A 19,017-nucleotide genomic window follows, 5' to 3' on the forward strand; every position below is an offset into this window, starting at 1 on the left:
AAAAATACTGATTATCTTTGATGACCTATGACTTCTATAACCGACGCTACTTTTTTTAAACTCCTGACAGACAAATTTCCACATGACCCAACTGCCAAGCAGTCAGTGGCTTTGCAAAAACTTGCAAGTTTTGTTTTATCCAAGGAAAAGGATAGTGTTTTTATGTTAAAAGGGTTTGCAGGTACCGGTAAAACTACAATCGTAGGTACAATTGTGACCAATCTTTGGACGACGACGATGAAGGCTGTTTTAATGGCCCCTACAGGTAGGGCGGCAAAGGTAATGTCCAATTACTCGGGCACACAGGCATTTACTATACACAGAAAAATTTATTTTCCCAAAAAACAGAGTGGGGGTGGAGTGCAGTTTGTTTTGTCTCCCAACAAGCATAGAAATACCATTTTTATTGTAGATGAGGCCTCCATGATTCCAGATACCCCCACCGATTCCAAGTTGATGGAAAATGGGTCACTTCTGGACGATTTGCTAATGTACGTGTATTCGGGACATAATTGTAAACTCATACTCATTGGGGATACTGCACAGCTTCCTCCGGTTCATTTAAACATTAGTCCAGCTTTGGATGAAAACCAATTGGGCTTGAATTATAACAAGGAAGTTATAAAATTGGAGTTGGATGAGGTAGTGAGGCAGGCAGAGGATTCGGGAATCTTAGTTAACGCAACCAACCTAAGGGAACAGCTGCAAAGTGAATTCTTTGATGATTTTAAGTTTTCTGTAAGTCACTATACGGATATAGTCCGCTTGGTGGATGGCAATGATATCCAAGAGGCCATAGATGACTCCTATTCGCAAAATGGTAAAGAGGAAACGGCCATTATAGTACGCTCCAATAAGCGGGCCAATCTATACAATGAAAATATTAGGAATAGAATCCTATATCTGGAAAACGAGTTGGCCACAGGGGACTATATGATGGTGGTTAAAAACAACTATTTCTGGTTGAAACCTACTTCCGAGGCCGGTTTTATTGCCAACGGGGATATTATTGAAGTGTTGGAGATATTTGCCATTAAAGAGTTATACGGTTTTAAATTTGCGGAGGTAAAGGTGAAAATGGTAGATTATCCCAATCAAAAACCATTTGAAACTGTGCTTTTATTGGATACCATTATGGCAGAGACACCATCCTTGTCTTATGAAGATGGCAACCGACTTTATCAGGAAGTTATGAAGGACTATGCCGATGAGAAATCCAAATACAAGAAGTTTTTGGCAGTAAAGAACAATAAGTTTTTTAATGCTTTACAAGTTAAATTCTCCTATGCCATTACCTGTCATAAGTCCCAAGGGGGCCAATGGAATACTGTCTTTGTGGAACAGCCGTATTTGCCCAACGGAATAGACAAGGAATATCTTCGCTGGTTGTATACCGCTGTGACCAGGGCAAAGCACAAATTGTACCTGATAGGCTTTAAGGACGATTTTTTTGTTGATTAGGAATAGTCTAATTTCGCATTAAAGTTAGGAAATATGACTTTTGAGACCATTTTAAGCATATTTTTAGGTATCGGGCTGGCGGCATCCGTAGGTTTTAGGATTTTTTTGCCTTTGTTTGCTTTAAGTTTGGCCGCGTATTTTGATGTATGGCAGCTAAATGAAAACTGGGAATGGGTAGGGAGTATGGCCGCCATAATAACATTTGGTGTCGCCACATTGGTTGAAGTATTGGCGTATTTTATTCCTTGGTTGGATAATTTGTTGGATAGTTTCGCGATACCTATGGCTGCCTTGGCTGGTACCGCCGTCATGGTGTCAACAGTCTCCAATCTAGATCCAGTGATTACCTGGACCCTGGCTATAATTGCCGGTGGGGGAACGGCCACCGCAATAAAAGGAGCTTCGGCTACCGGCAGGTTGGCCTCTACGGCCAGCACCGGGGGAACGGCCAACCCTGTTATTGCCCTCGTAGAAACGGGAACCGCGGCAGTAGTAACTACAGCATCAATTTTCGCTCCTATCCTTGCGGCGTTTTTGGTCCTTGTAATATTGATAATTATATATAGGTTATATAGAAAGATTAGACCGAGAACATAATCCAAATTAATTTTAAATAATTTTCGTACGAAATGGGCATGACCCAAAACTGGTCGCAAAATCAATAATGAAGATATGCTTATTTCATATGACCTTTAAAAAACAATAAGATCTACTTATGAAAATCATTGCAATGATACCGGCTCGTTATGCAGCCTCAAGATTTCCAGGGAAGCTTATGCAGGACCTTCAAGGGAAACCAGTAATACAAAGAACCTATGAAGCGGCTTTAAAAACCGGTTTGTTTCAGGACGTTTATGTAGTTACGGACAGTACTACTATATATGATACGATTACCAATATAGGAGGCAAGGCCATAATGAGTGTAAAACAGCATGAGTGTGGAAGCGACCGAATTGCTGAGGCAGTGGAATCCATGGATGTGGATATCATTGTAAATGTACAGGGGGATGAACCATTTACGGACAGGGAAAGCTTGGCCAGTGTAATCGAAGTTTTTAAGGATGATGTTAAGAAAGAAATAGATTTGGCATCCTTAATGACCAGGATTACGGATTGGGTGGAGATTAATGACCCCAATACAGTAAAGGTAATAGTGGACAACCAAAATTTTGCCCTTTATTTTTCCAGGGCCCCAATTCCATATCCCAGATCAAGGGAGTTGGACATACCTTATTTTAAGCACAAAGGAATCTATGCCTTTAGGAAAAGTGCATTGATGGATTTTCAGAGATTGCCTATGCTTATTTTGGAAGCCACGGAAAAAATAGAAGCTATTCGATACCTGGAGTATGGAAAAAAAATAAAGATGGTAGAAACTAGTGTTACCGGGATAGAAATAGATACGCCGGAAGATTTGGAAAAAGCAAAGAAGGTATGGAAGTAGATTTTGGCAATATCACGGTGGTGGGTTTTGATGCCGATGATACCCTTTGGGTAAATGAAACGTATTTTAGGAATGCGGAGGAAAAATTTGCCAGTCTTTTGGATAGCTATGAAACCAAGAATCAAATAGATCAGGAGCTGTTTAAAACAGAGATCAAGAACCTTGAGCTATATGGTTATGGCATTAAAGGTTTTATGCTTTCCATGATAGAATCTGCCCTGGATCTGTCCAATAATAGGATTTCGCAAGCAACGATTACGGAAATTTTGAATCTAGGGAAGGAAATGTTGACACACCCAGTGGAATTATTGGATGGCGTGGAGCAGGTATTGGAAGCATTGAAGGACAAATATCGGCTAATAGTATTGACCAAAGGGGATTTGTTGGACCAGGAGAGGAAATTGGAAAAATCTGGCCTCACCCAATATTTTCATCATGTGGAAGTTCTGAGCGATAAAAAGGAAGAAAATTATAAGAATCTATTGGAGCATTTGGAGATTCCTGTGGAGGAGTTTTTAATGATCGGAAATTCTTTAAAATCGGACGTACTGCCAATACTGAAAATAGGAGCACAAGCCGTGCATATTCCTTTTCATACTACTTGGCTGCATGAAGAGGTAAAAATGGAGGAACATAACAATGATCATCTTACCTTAAGCACTATTTCCGATATTTTAAAGTATCTTAAATAAATTTATGGATATAAAGAGTAAAAATATCAACACAATTATAAGCCCTGAATTGAAAACGAATTACAAGAACTTTCCTATGGTGCCGCGCGTTATATTTGGCGCAGGTTGTTTTGGACAGTTGGGAGAGATTTTAATGCCAAAACGCATTAATTCCGAGGCGCCATTTATTTTTTTAGTGGACGATGTATTCGAAGGCACTGGGCTAATTTCTAGAATACCGCTAATTTTTAATGATCAGTTAATATTCATTTCGGCGGACGAAGAGCCTAAAACGGACCAGGTAGATGCCTTGGTCCATAAAATTAAAAGTGATTATGACGATCTGCCTTCCGGAATTATAGGTATTGGTGGAGGCACTTTATTGGATCTCGCAAAAGCTGTGGCAATCATGTTGACCAATAAGGGCAATTCCTATCAGTATCAAGGTTGGGATTTGGTAAAAAAACCATCCATATATCACGTGGGTATACCCACCATTAGCGGTACAGGAGCAGAAGTGTCCCGGACAACGGTACTATTGGGGCCTGAGAAAAAATTGGGAATAAACTCTGATTATACCACTTTTGACCAAGTTCTCATGGATCCCGATTTAACGAAAGGGGTTCCTAAGGAGCAGTGGTTCTATACCGGAATGGACTGTTTTATACATTGTATAGAATCCTTAAATGGCACTTTTTTGAATGCCTTTAGCCAAAGCTATGGTGAAAAGGCACTGGAATTATGTAAAGAGGTCTATTTGGAAGACCTACAGGAGGATGAAGCCAGAAATAAATTAATGATGGCTTCTTGGCACGGAGGTATGAGCATAGCCTATTCACAGGTTGGGGTTGCACATGCCATGAGTTATGGTCTGTCCTATTTATTGGGAGTAAGACATGGAATAGGGAACTGTTTGGTGTTTCAGCATTTAAAGGAGTTCTATCCTGAAGGAGTAGAATTATTTAATGAAATGAAGGAAAAACACAATATCCTGTTACCAAAAGGCATCTGTAAGGAATTGACCAATGATGATTTTGAAATTATGATCAACGTTGCCCTTAGTCTTGTGCCCCTATGGGAAAATGCACTTGGAAAGGAATGGCGTACCATTGTAACCCCTGAAAAATTAAAATCGATATATCAAAAAATATAGTATACCTAAAACCAGGAATCGTTTTGATGTAGTCAATATTGTTTTATTTTTTGATTAACGGGATCATGGAAGTTATTGATAAATTGGGATATCTGGATCAAATACGAAAACTCCTAACATGTTAAATAGTTGATGATTTATGCGGGCCCTAGCCAAATTTATTTATTTTAAGATTTTGGGGTGGAAGCTGGTGGGCTCATTTCCACAGGTGGACAAATGTGTTGTTATTGTGGTGCCGCATACCAGTTGGGTCGATTTTTTTTTGGGACTTTTGATTAGGAGGGTTTTGAATGAGGAGATTCATTTCATTGGAAAAAAATCACTTTTTAAACCTCCATTTGGCTGGTATTTTCGCTGGATGGGCGGTGCTCCCATCGATAGAAGTAAAAATATGGATACCGTGAGCGCTACAGTCAAGATATTTAATCAAAATAAAAAGTTCAGATTGGCACTTTCCCCGGAAGGAACCAGAAAAAAGGTTACGGAATGGAAAACCGGTTTCTATTTTATTGCCAAAGCGGCCAAGGTTCCCATTGTATTGGTGGCGTTCGACTTTGGAAAAAAGCAGATCAAAATTTCCAAACCACAGTATCCTACGGATAACAAAGAGGAAGATTTTGCAACCTACAAAGCCTTTTTTAAAGGCGTGGTGGGAAGGGTGCCCGAGAATAGTTTTTAAGATAGGCAGTTGCATATCCCGTTTAAACAGAATAAATGCTCCCTTGACATTATCTTTTCCAACTTGGAACAATTCAAATTAACAAGGATATTTCGCCATGGTCAATTCCATTTATTTTTAATATCTATAGGAGCTTTTATTAATTGGTGGGTAATACCGCCAAGCGCGATGGATTTGATTCCCATTAAAAAATCAAACTGCACAATAAGGGCTTTACACAACATTTTCAGGCACTTATACATCTTTGGGGTTATAAAAAATCCTTTTTTAGGTGGGGAATACTAATTTTGATCTTAATACGTTATGAAGGAACAAGGTATAAGCTTGTTTCTTAAAAGGAATAACGTTGATTTAATTAACATTTATAGTATTAATTCCATCGAGAATGAAAAGAGATCAAATAATTGTTTTTTTAATTGCCTTCTTCTGTTTTTCCATATCCATTGCACAATCCGAGGTAATGGTTACCGATCTTGGCGACGATAATAGCAAGGGTACTTTACGTTGGGCCATAAATACGGCCAATACAGATGCGGATATAGATGAAATAAGTTTTTTGGAAGGATTGGAGGGGACTCTTAGATTATCTTCAGATCTGCCTCATATCAATAATAACCTGACCATTACAGGACCAGGTGCGAAGCATATTACCATCTCTGGGGAAGGCAAATATCGGATGTTCGTAATTAATAAAGGTTTTAGACTGGATATTTCAGGACTTACATTTACCGATTCTGCGGATAATTACAATGACGGAACCATTTTTGCTGTTTCGGGCTCTGAAGTAAAGGCTTCTGAAATAAGGGTAACCGGCGTTTCCAATCAAACGGCGTTTTGGTCCAAGGGAGACAATTCATCCATTACCATTTCCAATTCAATTTTTGAAAATAATTCTGCCACCTTGTTTAGGAGCTATTGGGGATCTACTCCCAATTTTACTTCGGACAATGAAAATGATTATACCAATAGAATTACCATTACGGGATCTTCATTTATTTCCAATAAGGGCTTAATCTTTTCAACAGAGCATTATGTAAAAATAGATAGCTGCGTCTTTAGCGGGAATTATGATCAAATAGCAAGTTTTAAGGGGGTAAACCGTTACCAGATATTGAACTCTAAATTTGTTAACAATACCGGCCGGTTGTTATTTACGTTTTCAAGTAAGATTGGCGATACCCCATCCTGGGGAGAAGATACACTTGGGACCAACAATACCCTTTTTGATGGGAACCTTTTTCAGGGAAATACGGGAACTATTATTAATACAGGTGGAGGCTTTAAACATGATTCCAAGACTACCATTACCAATAATATCTTTGTAAACAATGGAAATAACTGGTATGGTAATCCTATTGTAACCACAGGAAACCAAGAGAATAATTTTATAACCTCGGTTACCCCAACGGAAGATGAGGGAACCATAGTACTTACGTTGAACAAATCACTCATTATCGGGTCTGAAGACAAGCTGCACTAAAACTGGATTCTGCAAAATTTATCACCTAATTTTGTTGTTTTAAAAAAACAAAAGAGGCCCATTTACGGGCCTCTTTCTAATTATTGTAAGGTGATTATTATTCCTGCATGGTGTGATAAACGTTCTGCACATCATCATCTTCCTCTATTTTCTCCAAGAGTTTTTCCACATCGGCGGCTTCCTCCTCGCTAAGGGCCTTTGTGACCTGTGGAATGCGCTCAAAGCCTGAAGATAGAATTTCGATCCCCCTGTTTTCCAATTCTTTCTGGATGGCCCCGAAGCTCTCAAAGGGAGCATAGATCAATATACCGTCCTCATCCGCAAAAACTTCTTCGGCCCCAAAGTCGATCATTTCCAATTCCAATTCTTCTGGGTCTATGCCTTCGGCAGATATCCTAAAGTTACAGGTGTGGTCGAACATAAACTCTACCGAACCCGAAGTTCCCAGGCTACCGTTGCATTTGTTGAAATAACTTCTAACATTGGCCACGGTCCTTGTATTGTTGTCCGTAGCTGTTTCTACTAAAATGGCAATTCCATGTGGTGCGTATCCTTCAAAAAGCACTTCCTTGAAGTCGCCCAAACTTTTGTCGGATGCCCGTTTAATGGCTCTTTCCACATTGTCTTTAGGCATGTTTACTGCCTTGGCATTTTGGATAACGGCCCTTAATCGCGCATTGGAGCTCGGGTCTGGCCCTCCCTCTTTTACCGCCATAACGATGTCTTTGCCTATTCTGGTAAAGGCCTTTGACATTGCGGACCACCTTTTCATTTTACGTGCTTTTCTAAACTCAAAAGCTCTTCCCATTTCTTAGTTTTATTAGAATAATATGGAACAAATTTAATAATTTTTACTCCTGGGGCAAGTGTTAAGTTTACTTGCTAACAATAATTTCCTCTATACTGTGCGCCAACTTAAAATCCCTTTCGGTTACTCCCTCCGCATCATGGGTAGAAAGTCGTATATTAAGGGAATTATAGACATTGCTCCAATCCGGGTGATGATTTTGGGATTCACATTCAAAGGCAATTCTGGTCATTACCGAGAAGGCATCCTTGAAATTTTTAAATTCAAAAGAGGTCTCAATGGCACCATCCACATAATCCCAGCCGTCAAATTCTTCCAATCGTTTTTCTATTTCTGATTCCGTTAATTTTTTCATGTCGCTATTTTTTATAAAGTTAAAGAAAACACTACAATTCCAAGCGGCTTATTCACTAAAGATATGATGGTCTATTATTTCCTGATAATTGAATAATAAATTTTTTGGAAGCTGATTGGACTTCGGTAGCACTGCCAAATAACGATCTTCATTGGTGGTAAATACACGCTTATAAATAGGACTGTAATTGCCCAAACGATTTACGATTTCCTTAATAAAATCTTCATGGTGTATCAGGTCTGTACTTCCCAAATGAAAAGTCCCCGTCTTATTGTGGTTTATCAGATAATGTATTTGTTGTGTTAGTTTGTCATCGTTGGTGACGTTTATGATCAAATTGGGGAAGACTTCAATAGGTTCCTTGTTGGTCAGGGCATTTTTTATTTCCTTAATCCTAGGGGAATTTATACCAAAAACCATGGGCACTCTAAGTATAGCCATTTTAGAATCGGGTATCCTTAGAAGCATGTTTTCAATTTTAATTTTCAGTCGACCATATATGCTTTCGGACAAGGTCTTGTCATTTTCATAAGATGGATATTTGCTATAGGCATCAAAGACATTGGCAGAGGATATAAAATACAATTTGCAATCCCTATTTTGAATGTATTCCACCATATGTTGGTGGGCCATTACCTGTGCTTGGAAATTTCCCCTCAAGGCAGATATTATTAAATCTGGCTTTACCTTATTCAAAATATCATGAACATCGTCTTCTTCCAGGTCATACCGGAAGAACTGTTGATTGTTCTCAAAGCTTCTTCTTGAAGAATAGTAGGTACCATAGGTGTCAAAGTAGGAATGTAATTCCTTATAAATGGCATTGCCTATAAAACCGCTAGCTCCTAAAATGAGTATTTTGTTCATTCTATCACCTCCTTTTGCAAAACTCAACCGCTACATCTGTTAGTCCTTATAAAAAGGGAGTTTAACAATGGTGGCAGGAACTGCATTTTTCCTAATTTGAATGTGGATTTTACCGCCAATTTGGGATAGTTCCGTGGGTACATAACCCAAACCAATACCCTTTCCCATGGAAGGCGACATGGTGCCCGAGGTTACAACTCCTATTTTATTTCCGTTGGGATCCACTATATCATAATCGTGTCGTGGAATTCCCTTCTCATCCAGCTCAAAAGCAACCAGTTTTTTAGTAACACCTTCTTCTTTTTGTTTTGCCAGGGCTTCGCTATTTATAAAGTCCTTGGTGAATTTGGTAATCCAACCTAGGCCCGCTTCAAGAGGCGAGGTGGAATCATTAATGTCATTACCGTACAAACAGTAGCCCATTTCCAATCGCAATGTATCTCTTGCGGCAAGTCCAATAGGTTTAATGTTGTAGGCCGAACCCGCTTCAAAAACCTTGTCCCAAATTTGTTGTACTTCTTCATTCTTGCAATATATTTCAAAACCTCCTGAACCTGTATAACCGGTGGCTGAAATAATTACATGTTCTATACCTGCAAAATCCGCTACCTCAAAGGAGTAGAACTTAATAGCGCTTAAATTAATCGAGGTCAATGGTTGCATGGCTTCCACTGCTTTGGGGCCCTGAATGGCCAGAAGGGAATACCCTTCGGATATATTGCGCAGATCCGCACCAAAATTTTCATTGTATTTGCTGATGTGCTCCCAATCCTTATCAATGTTGGATGCGTTTACAACCAATAAATATTGCTCTTCCTTAATTTTATAGACTATAAGGTCATCCACAATACCACCAGTTTCGTTAGGTAAACAACTGTATTGCGCCTTGCCAATGGTTAATTTGGAAGCATCATTGGAGGTTACTTTTTGTATAAGGTCCAATGCCTTGGGGCCTCCTACCAAGAACTCTCCCATATGGGATACATCAAATACGCCCACTCCTTTGCGTACCGTTTCATGCTCTATATTAACTCCTTCATAGGACACAGGCATATTATATCCTGCAAACGGTACCATTTTTGCACCTAATGCCTCATGGGTCTTTGTCAATGCGGTGTTTTTCATTTGAATAATTTGTGGCGTAAAAATATCGAAAATTAATCTAAGGGAGAATCTATACACTTTTTGTTTTGCACAAATTAATGTTAATTTGGAACCTTACTTTGTTAATTTGGCGGGCTTGGTATGTTGACTGTTTAAACTAGGCATTGAACTTTTTTTGTCCCAGTAGGGATTGTCCGATATGCTTTTCCAAGTTTTTTGGCCAATTATTAATCAACCTGGTATTATAATTGATTATTTTTAAACATTAAATTAATGATGACTATGAGGAATTTAATAATGATTTCTTTATTTCTTTTTTTTACATCTTGGTTTCAGGCCCAAGAGGTACCCAACGATTTTTTAAGTGCGGATTTTCATAAGGGAAGGCGACAGGAGGTACGTAAGGCCATGCCTCCAAATAGTGTGGCGGTATTTTTTGCCGCAGCTGTTAGGAATAGGGCCAACGACGTAGATTATGTATACCATCAGGATCCTGATTTCTATTATTTAACCGGATATAAAGAACCTAATTCCTTGTTGCTTATATTTTCCGAAAAGCAAAATGATGGGTCAGGGAACAGTTATGATGAGGTGCTATATGCCCAGAAAAGGGATGAAAAGGCCGAACAATGGAATGGAAAGCGGTTGGGGGTAGAAGGGGTTAAGGACCAATTGGGATTTGATCGCGCCTTTAATGCGGAAGAATTCTTATACTCGGATATTGATTTTTCCCAGTTTGAAAGTGTTCTGTTTTTCGATTTTAAAAATGATTTTAGGGATACCAATGACCCCGCTGATATATATGATTTGATAAGGACATTTAAAGAAAAATCCAATTATCCGTCAGATTACGATGCCACTAAACAACAGCTTTACAGCATGATAAAGTCAACGGAATTGCAAAATAGTGCCAATGTGGCCCAGACCCTGGGGAGGTATTTAAATTATTACCAGGAGTTGAAGTCCGATAAATTATTGGTAGATTTTGTGGAAGCTGAAGATGATAAATCCCGGATCGAAATTAAGGAAAAGGTGGCCCTGCAATTAAAATCCAATAACCTTAACAGCGCCATGTTGGAGGAAATAATGAGTACTCTCAGGGAGGTTAAGACCAAGGAAGAGATGGTACTTCTAAAAAAGGCCGTGGAGATTTCGGCAATAGGGCAAATAGAGGTTATGAAGGCCATGCATCCCAATATGTCCGAAATGGAAATTCAGGGGATACATGAGTTTGTCTTTAAGAAGTACGGCGCAGAATATGAGGGGTATCCTTCTATAGTGGGTGGAGGCAACAATGGTTGTATTCTACATTATATAGAAAATAATAAACCCAAGGTAGGGAACGAACTGGTATTGATGGATTTGGGAGCTGAATATCACGGTTATACTGCCGATGTAACCCGGACCATTCCGGCCAATGGAAAATTTTCAAAGGAACAAAAACAGATTTACGATATTGTTTACAATGCCCAAGAGGCTGGAATTAGGGCCAGTGTAATAGGGGCTTCCTTTCAGGCCCCTGGGCAGGCCGCAAGTGAGGTTGTTGCCGAAGGGTTGATGAAGTTGGGAATAATTGAAAGCCCCGAGGAGGCCAGAAAATATTTCCCACATGGCACCTCCCATTATTTGGGATTGGATGTTCATGATAAGGGCACCTACCAGCCCTTTAAGGAAAATACTGTAATCACTGTAGAGCCCGGGATCTATATACCCGAGGGAAGTGATTGTGATAAAAAGTGGTGGGGTATAGCAGTTAGGATAGAAGATGATATACTGATCACCAAAAATGGTCCTGTTAATTTATCGGGAATGGCTCCTAGGACCACCGAGGCCATAGAGGCGGTAATGCAACAAAGCAGTCCACTGGATCATTTTAAATTGCCAGCTTTGGATTAAATGGGTCTATACGGGGAACTAGGAAAGTTCTTGAAGGGCCTTTTTCATAGCCGCTGTTAAAAATCCGCCAGAAATTATTTGTTCCCTAACCTCCGCTACATTTTTTACCATTTGTTGATAGTCCTTATTGGACAGGTTTTTTAATTTTCCGTCCAATTCCTCCAATGAGGAAATGCAAATACCCAATTGGCGTTCTTTTATGAACGCGGCGATGGCCGCCTTGTCCCAAATAATTATTGGAAGGCCACAGAGTAAGTATAGCGAAGTTTTATGGGGGTTGTTATATAAAAGGTATTGTCCAAAATGTCCGGCACATTCGTCTATGGAATTCCCGTTCCAAACCAATCCGAAGGAACCTCTTATATGTTTTGCAACGTCATCCGGGGAAAACATACCTTCGAAACTTATGATGGTGTTGGCGGGGTCCACATCGTTTTTGATAAAACCGCTGCCATATAATTTTAAATGGAAGCTATTATTTTTTAAGGCATCCAATTTATAGATGAAGGCACTTTTTGCCATTCCCAAGCCACCCGCGAAAACCACATCGAATAAGCCATTATTGGAAAGTTCCGGAGCAGTATAGCTACTATTGTCGTCCAAATAATCGAACATGTACAAGGGGATCAATTTGGCGGTTGCCCCTTGTTGCTCGAACCATTTTTTCATGTTGTCGTTATGTACAATGATTACATCGGCACATGAGAATTTTTTCATTTCCCGGGCAATATCCTTATTCTTTCCCATGAGGTATTTAACATCATGAATGATCAAAACGATTTTGCATTTTTTTATTCCAGCTATGGTAGTAATGTATTTGTAATATTTGCTAAGAGGGTATTGTATGGCCAAGGTAGAATTTCTTGGCAATCGGATAACCCCCTTTGTTATTCCAAAAAAACTTATTATCGCACCTAAGGCGGAACTGGCGTATGTAGTCTGTTTAAAACCTAAATTTTTGAAACCTATCTTGTCCAAAATCCGCTCACAATCTGTTTTCGGCTTGGAGGCTGCACTGTTGGTAGCTTTATAATTTCGAGAGATATAAAATAAATTGGCCATTACGGGTTGGTTCTTTGAGCTCTGCAAATATAACCATGTTATGCCAAAAGGGATTTTTTTTTGATTTCAATTCGTAAACGTTATAATATACATTAGTTTTACTTTTTTATTCCTATTGGATACTAATCTACCTATAATGAAATACGACTACCTTATTGTGGGAGCTGGACTTTTTGGCGCCGTATTTGCCCATGAGGCCAAGAAGAAGGGAAAAAAATGCCTGGTTATAGATAAACGTCCGCATCTTGGAGGCAATGTTTATTGTGAGGAAGTGGAGGGTATAAATGTTCATAAGTACGGAGCCCATATTTTTCATACCAATGACAAAGCAATTTGGGATTATGTAAATAGTTTTGTGGAATTTAATAGGTATACCAATTCACCAGTGGCCAATTATCAGGGCGAGCTTTATAATCTGCCCTTCAATATGAACACCTTTTATCAGTTATGGAAGGTAAAGACGCCCGAGGAAGCCAAGTCTGTCATTGCGGAACAAGTAAGGGAAGTAGGGGTGAAAAATCCAAAAAATTTGGAAGAACAGGCCTTGTCGCTGGTTGGTAAGGATATTTACGAAAAGTTGATCAAAGGGTATACGGAGAAACAATGGGGGCGAAAAGCCACAGAACTGCCTGCTTTTATTATTAAAAGGTTGCCATTGCGATTTACCTTCGACAATAATTATTTTAATGATAAGTACCAAGGAATACCTGTTGGGGGTTACAATAAGTTGATCAATGGTTTATTGGATGGTATCGAAACACGTTTGGAAGTCGATTTTTTTAAAGATAAAACGGAATTGGTAGCAATGGCCGATCAGGTAGTGTTCACTGGAAAAATTGATGAGTTTTATGATTATCGATACGGTAAGCTGGAATATAGGAGTCTGGATTTTAAGCATGAAACCCTGGATATGGAAAATTACCAAGGTAATGCGGTTGTGAACTATACAGCTTCAGACATTCCATATACCCGTATTCTAGAGCACAAGCATTTTGAATTTGGAACACAGAAAAAGACTGTAATAACAAAAGAATACCCCACCGAATGGTCTGGCAATAAGGAGCCTTATTATCCTATCAACGATGAAAGGAACAGTGAAATTTACTCCAAATACAAAACCTTGTCCGAAAAGGATAATATTATTTTTGGTGGAAGGTTGGCCGAATATAAGTACTACGATATGCACCAAGTTATAGCCTCGGCATTGGCCAAGTGCAAAAAAATCTTTAACTGAGATAAAGCTATTTATTTACCCAATAGGTAGCCCTTTAGCTCGTCATATTGGGATATTTTAATAGACTTTTTCTTTTTGCCCATTACTTTTACGATACTTTCCGGCAAATCAATATTTTCACGAATGGTATCCTCCACTACATCCAAAAACTTCACAGGGTGTGCGGTTTCAAGAAAGATGCCGTAAGTGCCGGGATGGGTCTGTTGATATTTCTTTAGACCCAAATAACCAACTGCACCGTGTGGGTCGGCTACATAGGTAAAGTCGTTGTATAATTTTAGCATGGCTTCCTTGGTCTCATTATCCGTAAAGGAATAGGAAGTCAAGTTTTTGGATAGCTCCTCAAAATTATTCTTGTACAAATGCCTTATCCTTATAAAATTACTGGGGTCCCCAACATCCATGGCGTTGGAAATGGTGGCGATGGAAGCTTTTGGTTCATATGCCCCTGTATCCATATATCGGGGAACTACATCATTTACATTTGTTGAGGCAATAAAATGTTTGCACGGCATTCCCAATCTTTGTGCCATAATACCTGCACATATGTTTCCGAAATTGCCACTAGGGACAGAAAATATAATATCCTTGCCCTTGGATTTCATCTCTTTATATGCGAACAGGAAATAAAACATTTGAGGAAGCCATCTGGCCACATTGATACTATTGGCCGAGGTCAATTGCATATTTTGGATCAACTCTTCGTCCAGGAATGCTGTTTTTACCATGTTTTGGCAGTCGTCGAAAGTGCCTTCGACTTCCAAGGCAGTAATGTTTTTGCCCAATGTGGTCAATTGTTTCTCTTGAATATCGCTTACCTTACCACTAGGATATAGAATAACAACCTTAACTCCGTCCACCCCAAGGAATCCATTCGCCACTGCGCCTCCGGTATCTCCGGAAGTAGCAACCAATACGGTTACATCTTTGGTGTTTTCGTTCGAAAAATAGCCTAGACATCTTGCCATAAATCTGGCCCCCACATCCTTAAAGGCCAAGGTGGGTCCATGAAAAAGTTCCAATGCGGCCACGTCGTCCTCAATTTCCACAAGAGGAAATTCAAAATCCAAAACATCGGCAATTATTTCTTTAAGAGCGTCTTCTGGAATATCCTTGCCTACAAATTGTTGTATGGCCAAGAAGGCAATTTCGTGATTGGAGTAATCTTCTATCTTGTTGAAAACATCCTTTGGCAGGGCCTTGATTATTTCCGGAAAATATAACCCACGATCAGGGGCAATTCCTTTTATAACTGCATCTTTGAAAGATACGTTGGGTGCTTGTTGATTTAGGCTATAAAAGTTCATATTTATTGGTGTTAGAATGAGTTGTAATTTTTGAGTTCCGACTTATGCCTCGAAGGACATAATATATTAGTTTTCCAGTATTTTAATCCCTTGGGTATTTATTTTGGAAACGTGTACGTCATAGTCTACCCCTATTTTTTCATATACTTTTCTCATGGCTTCGGCCACTTTAAGGGCAGTTTCCTTGCCCTTACTTAGCGCAAAGATAGATGGTCCGGAACCTGAGATTCCACAGCCAAGGGCACCTGCTCCCAGGGCATCTTCCTTCACCTTGTCGAATCCGGGAATAAGAATGGATCTAATGGGTTCTATGATATGGTCTACCAATGACCTGCCTATTAGGTCGTAGTCATTAGTAAATAGCCCGGCAATCAGTCCGCCTACATTGCCCCATTGCTTTATACCGTCTTCCAGTGAAATGGATGTTTTTAGGATTCGTCTGGAGTCTGAAGTCCTTACTTCTATTTGCGGGTGTATTACCGTTGCGTATAATTCTGGAGGGGTCGGAATTTTTACTATATCCAAAGGTTGGTAACTGCGTACCAAGGTAAAACCTCCGAATAGGGCAGGGGCAACATTGTCCGCATGGGCAACCCCACTGGCCAATCGCTCTCCTTCCATAGCAAATTTTACCAACTCCAGATTGCTAAAGGGACTGCCCAACAGCTTGTTCATGGCCCATACCGCTCCTGTAGAGCTGGCGGCACTACTTCCTATACCGCTGCCCGCCTTTATTTTTTTGTAAATTTCTATCTCAAAACCACCTACATGATCACTTTCCGCCAACAGGGCCAAACCGGCAACACCGGCAACATTTTGAAGGGTTTCGGTGGGTAGATCCTGTCCTGTAAGCTTGGTAATTTTTATTCCTTTTTCAGTGGTCTTCCTTACCACCATCTCATCACCTACGGAATCCAAAGCAAGCCCCAAAACATCAAAGCCACAGGAAACATTGGCTATCGTAGCTGGACAGAAAATTCTAATTTCGTTAGTTTTCATTTCTCATCAAATAAATTTCAGATCTGTGGGCCCCTTTTAAAAATTACCGATACGAATAATGTCTGCGAAAATCCCAGAGGCAGTAACATCGGCTCCGGCTCCTGCACCTTTTATAATCATGGGTTGGTTGGGATAGCGTTCTGTGTAGAACAATACAATATTATCACTACCTTCCAAATTATAAAAATCATGTCCCTTGGGTATGCGCTGCAGACCCACACTGGCTTTTCCGTTTTCAAATTGCGCCACATATTTCAATTTGCTGTCTTCCTCCACTGCTTTTTTGTACATCTCTTGAAATGATGTTTCATACTTGGTCAAGGATTTGAAGAAATCCTCATTGTTGGTGGTTTCCAAACTCTCTTGTGGCAGAAAAGGATTGTTCTGGATGTCCTCTATGTTCAGTACATTTCCACTTTCCCTGGCCAATATCAATATTTTTCGCATTACATCCACCCCACTTAAATCTATTTTGGGGTCTGGCTCCGTATAGCCTTCCTCTTGGGCTTGTTTTACTACATCATGAAAGGTGGTGCCATCGTTGAAATTGTTGAAAACGAAATTTAAACTACCTGAAAGTACCGCTTGAATTTTTAATATTTTGTCCCCTGATGCTACTAGGTGCTTCAAGGTGTCTATAATGGGTAATCCAGCACCAACGTTAGTTTCGAAAAGAAAGGGTGCATTGTACTGTCTGGCCAGATCCTTTAACTCCTGATAATTGTCATAGGCCGATGAGCAGGCTATTTTATTACAGGTAACAACGGATATGCTATTCCTCAAATATGAATTGTAAGTTTCCGAAACCTCTTGGCTGGCGGTATTGTCAACAAAGATGCTATTTCTGTAATTGAGTTTTTTTACCTTTTGGAAGAACAGGTCTAGATTGGTCTTTTCTCCCTTGCTTAGCAATTCTTCCCAGTTCTTAAGGGCAATTCCATCTTCATCGAATATCATAGTTCTGGAATTGGACATACCTATAACCCTAATATTGAGCTTTAGCTTCTCTTTTAAATACTTTTTTTGTGATTGTATTTGGTTTAGAAATTTGGCACCTACATTACCTACACCCATGACAAACAGATTCAACTGTTTTATATTTTCCTCAAAAAATTCCTCATGCAATGTATTGAGAGCTTTTTTTACATCTTCCTTAAGGATAACGGCAGATATGTTCCTTTCGGATGCACCTTGGGCTATGGCACGTATATTAACGTTGTTCTTACCTAAGGTACTGAACATTTTTCCGCTAAGTCCTTGGTGGCTTTTCATGTTGTCGCCCACCAAGGCAATGATGGCCAAATCTTTCTCCGCAATTACCGGTTTTATTTTTCCAAGGGAAATTTCAATGTCAAAGGCATCATTGATGACTTGTACTGCATGGTCTGCATCCTGATTGTCTATTCCTATGCAGATGGAATGTTCGGATGATGCCTGGGTAATCATTACAACACTGATACCTGCAGTTGAAAGCACTTCAAAAAAGCGTTTGGAGATACCTGTAATTCCTACCATGCCAGGTCCTTCAAGGGATACCAGGGCAATATTTTCCACATGGCTTATTCCCCGTACGGTTTTACCTTGTCCATTTTTATTCTTGGTAATCAAGGTACCTGCTGCCTTTGGATCGAAGGTATTTTTGATGACGATGGAAATTCCTTTGGTCAATACCGGTTGTATAGTGGGCGGATAAAGAACCTTTGCACCAAAATGCGACAACTCCATAGCTTCTTCATAAGAAATATGTGGAATGGCCATGGCCTGCTTTACTATTTTTGGGTTGGCGGTATACATGCCGCTTACATCTGTCCATATTTCCAGAACTTCCGCATTTATGGCATTTGCAACGATGGCAGCAGTATAGTCCGATCCTCCACGCCCTAGGGTGGTAGAATCTCCGTTTACGGACGAAGCAATAAAGCCTCCCATAATAATTACGGAATTATTGCATTTGTCCACGTATTCGGTAATATTGTTGTTCGTCAGATCAAAGTTAACGGCCGCTTTTCCAAAATTGGAATTTGTCTTTATTAGTTGTCTGCTATCTGCATGTACGGTATCTATTCCTTCAACAATAAAATATTCGCTTATGATATAGGAAGACAGCAACTCCCCATAACTCACAATTTTATCCGATAGTTTTGGTGTAATCTCACCAATTAAATAAGCCCCTTCCAAAAGCGTTTCCAAGGTATTTAGCTCACTCTTTACCTTGCTAAGTACCTTACTCTGGGATTGTATTGGGATTAGTTCCTTGATGGTCAAGAGGTGTCTGTCCTCTATTTCCTTTAGTGTTGTTTTATAGGTTTGATCCTGTGTAGAAGCTAAAGCGGCTGTTTTTAAAAGAAGATCCGTTATTCCTCCAAGAGCGGAAACCACTACTATGGTTTTGTTGGACCCTAGATCCGCGATAATATTTTTTACTAAGCTGATATTATTGGCGTTGGCCACCGAAGTGCCACCGAATTTTAGAACTTTCATGGTTCAATGGAATTAA

At 39.7% G+C, this 19,017-nt stretch carries 17 protein-coding genes; 9 read left to right on the forward strand and 8 right to left on the reverse strand.

Features of this window, described 5'->3' with window-relative positions:
* The first annotated feature begins 27 nt into the window (after window positions 1-27).
* The 7 genes from BUA60_RS13430 to BUA60_RS13460 all read left to right on the forward strand — a co-directional run bounded on the left by BUA60_RS13430 (window position 28) and on the right by BUA60_RS13460 (window position 6,888).
* Entirely contained in the window at window positions 28-1,461 is a 1,434-nt protein-coding gene (locus BUA60_RS13430; RefSeq protein WP_072862451.1) for an ATP-dependent DNA helicase, read from the forward strand.
* A gap of 33 nt (window positions 1,462-1,494) precedes the next feature.
* Window positions 1,495-2,058: a DUF4126 domain-containing protein gene (locus BUA60_RS13435; RefSeq protein ID WP_072862453.1), complete on the forward strand. Its 564-nt coding sequence runs from the start codon at window positions 1,495-1,497 to the stop codon at window positions 2,056-2,058.
* Window positions 2,059-2,176: 118 nt separating this feature from the next.
* Window positions 2,177-2,905: a 3-deoxy-manno-octulosonate cytidylyltransferase gene (gene kdsB / locus BUA60_RS13440; protein WP_072862455.1), complete on the forward strand. Its 729-nt coding sequence runs from the start codon at window positions 2,177-2,179 to the stop codon at window positions 2,903-2,905.
* Window positions 2,896-3,597, forward strand: a complete 702-nt coding sequence (locus BUA60_RS13445; RefSeq protein ID WP_072862457.1) for an HAD family hydrolase — start codon at window positions 2,896-2,898, stop codon at window positions 3,595-3,597. Before kdsB ends, BUA60_RS13445 begins: the two co-directional genes overlap by 10 nt.
* A gap of 4 nt (window positions 3,598-3,601) precedes the next feature.
* Window positions 3,602-4,729, forward strand: a complete 1,128-nt coding sequence (locus BUA60_RS13450; RefSeq protein WP_072862459.1) for an iron-containing alcohol dehydrogenase family protein — start codon at window positions 3,602-3,604, stop codon at window positions 4,727-4,729.
* Window positions 4,730-4,868: 139 nt separating this feature from the next.
* Window positions 4,869-5,408, forward strand: a complete 540-nt coding sequence (locus BUA60_RS13455; protein WP_072862461.1) for a 1-acyl-sn-glycerol-3-phosphate acyltransferase — start codon at window positions 4,869-4,871, stop codon at window positions 5,406-5,408.
* A gap of 385 nt (window positions 5,409-5,793) precedes the next feature.
* A complete protein-coding gene (locus BUA60_RS13460; RefSeq protein WP_072862463.1) occupies window positions 5,794-6,888 on the forward strand; it encodes a hypothetical protein in 1,095 nt (364 codons plus the stop codon).
* A gap of 97 nt (window positions 6,889-6,985) precedes the next feature.
* On the opposite strand, the gene BUA60_RS13465 is transcribed toward BUA60_RS13460, so the two are convergent.
* The 4 genes from BUA60_RS13465 to gcvT form a co-directional block, all read right to left on the reverse strand.
* Entirely contained in the window at window positions 6,986-7,696 is a 711-nt protein-coding gene (locus tag BUA60_RS13465) for a YebC/PmpR family DNA-binding transcriptional regulator (protein WP_072862465.1), read from the reverse strand.
* A gap of 67 nt (window positions 7,697-7,763) precedes the next feature.
* Complete coding sequence (locus BUA60_RS13470; RefSeq protein ID WP_072862467.1) at window positions 7,764-8,051, reverse strand: 4a-hydroxytetrahydrobiopterin dehydratase; 288 nt, start codon at window positions 8,049-8,051, stop codon at window positions 7,764-7,766.
* Window positions 8,052-8,099: 48 nt separating this feature from the next.
* Window positions 8,100-8,918, reverse strand: a complete 819-nt coding sequence (locus BUA60_RS13475) for a sugar nucleotide-binding protein (RefSeq protein WP_072862469.1) — start codon at window positions 8,916-8,918, stop codon at window positions 8,100-8,102.
* Window positions 8,919-8,957: 39 nt separating this feature from the next.
* Window positions 8,958-10,043 (reverse strand): glycine cleavage system aminomethyltransferase GcvT, encoded by a 1,086-nt coding sequence (gene gcvT / locus BUA60_RS13480; protein WP_072862471.1) that lies wholly within the window; start codon window positions 10,041-10,043, stop codon window positions 8,958-8,960.
* 261 nt (window positions 10,044-10,304) lie between these two features.
* Between gcvT and BUA60_RS13485 the strand changes: the two genes are divergently transcribed.
* Window positions 10,305-11,918 carry an aminopeptidase P family protein gene (locus BUA60_RS13485; RefSeq protein ID WP_245802550.1) on the forward strand — a complete coding sequence of 538 codons (1,614 nt, stop codon included), beginning with the start codon at window positions 10,305-10,307 and terminating at the stop codon, window positions 11,916-11,918.
* Window positions 11,919-11,936: 18 nt separating this feature from the next.
* Here BUA60_RS13485 and BUA60_RS13490 read toward each other — a convergent pair whose 3' ends face one another.
* The gene (locus tag BUA60_RS13490; RefSeq protein ID WP_072862474.1) at window positions 11,937-12,980 is read right to left on the reverse strand and encodes a glycosyltransferase; all 1,044 of its coding nucleotides are present in this window, start codon (window positions 12,978-12,980) and stop codon (window positions 11,937-11,939) included.
* Window positions 12,981-13,116: 136 nt separating this feature from the next.
* Between BUA60_RS13490 and glf the strand changes: the two genes are divergently transcribed.
* Window positions 13,117-14,214, forward strand: coding sequence for a UDP-galactopyranose mutase (gene glf / locus BUA60_RS13495; protein WP_178346998.1), 1,098 nt, complete (start codon window positions 13,117-13,119; stop codon window positions 14,212-14,214).
* Between the two features lie 11 nt (window positions 14,215-14,225).
* Here glf and thrC read toward each other — a convergent pair whose 3' ends face one another.
* The 3 genes from thrC to thrA all read right to left on the reverse strand — a co-directional run bounded on the left by thrC (window position 14,226) and on the right by thrA (window position 19,001).
* Complete coding sequence (gene thrC / locus BUA60_RS13500; protein WP_072862476.1) at window positions 14,226-15,521, reverse strand: threonine synthase; 1,296 nt, start codon at window positions 15,519-15,521, stop codon at window positions 14,226-14,228.
* Window positions 15,522-15,587: 66 nt separating this feature from the next.
* Window positions 15,588-16,520 carry a homoserine kinase gene (locus BUA60_RS13505; protein ID WP_072862478.1) on the reverse strand — a complete coding sequence of 311 codons (933 nt, stop codon included), beginning with the start codon at window positions 16,518-16,520 and terminating at the stop codon, window positions 15,588-15,590.
* Window positions 16,521-16,556: 36 nt separating this feature from the next.
* Complete coding sequence (thrA, locus tag BUA60_RS13510) at window positions 16,557-19,001, reverse strand: bifunctional aspartate kinase/homoserine dehydrogenase I (RefSeq protein WP_072862480.1); 2,445 nt, start codon at window positions 18,999-19,001, stop codon at window positions 16,557-16,559.
* Window positions 19,002-19,017: the final 16 nt, after the last annotated feature.

It is taken from the genome of Arenibacter palladensis, from assembly GCF_900129275.1.
In the GTDB taxonomy this organism is placed as follows: Bacteria; Bacteroidota; Bacteroidia; order Flavobacteriales; family Flavobacteriaceae; genus Arenibacter; species Arenibacter palladensis.

Coding starts and splice junctions, on each gene's coding strand:
- BUA60_RS13430 (WP_072862451.1), top strand. CDS start 28: ATGACTTCTATAACCGACGCTACTTTTTTTAAACTCCTGACAGACAAA.
- BUA60_RS13435 (WP_072862453.1), top strand. CDS start 1,495: ATGACTTTTGAGACCATTTTAAGCATATTTTTAGGTATCGGGCTGGCG.
- kdsB (WP_072862455.1), top strand. CDS start 2,177: ATGAAAATCATTGCAATGATACCGGCTCGTTATGCAGCCTCAAGATTT.
- BUA60_RS13445 (WP_072862457.1), top strand. CDS start 2,896: ATGGAAGTAGATTTTGGCAATATCACGGTGGTGGGTTTTGATGCCGAT.
- BUA60_RS13450 (WP_072862459.1), top strand. CDS start 3,602: ATGGATATAAAGAGTAAAAATATCAACACAATTATAAGCCCTGAATTG.
- BUA60_RS13455 (WP_072862461.1), top strand. CDS start 4,869: ATGCGGGCCCTAGCCAAATTTATTTATTTTAAGATTTTGGGGTGGAAG.
- BUA60_RS13460 (WP_072862463.1), top strand. CDS start 5,794: ATGAAAAGAGATCAAATAATTGTTTTTTTAATTGCCTTCTTCTGTTTT.
- BUA60_RS13465 (WP_072862465.1), bottom strand. CDS start 7,696: ATGGGAAGAGCTTTTGAGTTTAGAAAAGCACGTAAAATGAAAAGGTGG.
- BUA60_RS13470 (WP_072862467.1), bottom strand. CDS start 8,051: ATGAAAAAATTAACGGAATCAGAAATAGAAAAACGATTGGAAGAATTT.
- BUA60_RS13475 (WP_072862469.1), bottom strand. CDS start 8,918: ATGAACAAAATACTCATTTTAGGAGCTAGCGGTTTTATAGGCAATGCC.
- gcvT (WP_072862471.1), bottom strand. CDS start 10,043: ATGAAAAACACCGCATTGACAAAGACCCATGAGGCATTAGGTGCAAAA.
- BUA60_RS13485 (WP_245802550.1), top strand. CDS start 10,305: ATGAGGAATTTAATAATGATTTCTTTATTTCTTTTTTTTACATCTTGG.
- BUA60_RS13490 (WP_072862474.1), bottom strand. CDS start 12,980: ATGGCCAATTTATTTTATATCTCTCGAAATTATAAAGCTACCAACAGT.
- glf (WP_178346998.1), top strand. CDS start 13,117: ATGAAATACGACTACCTTATTGTGGGAGCTGGACTTTTTGGCGCCGTA.
- thrC (WP_072862476.1), bottom strand. CDS start 15,521: ATGAACTTTTATAGCCTAAATCAACAAGCACCCAACGTATCTTTCAAA.
- BUA60_RS13505 (WP_072862478.1), bottom strand. CDS start 16,520: ATGAAAACTAACGAAATTAGAATTTTCTGTCCAGCTACGATAGCCAAT.
- thrA (WP_072862480.1), bottom strand. CDS start 19,001: ATGAAAGTTCTAAAATTCGGTGGCACTTCGGTGGCCAACGCCAATAAT.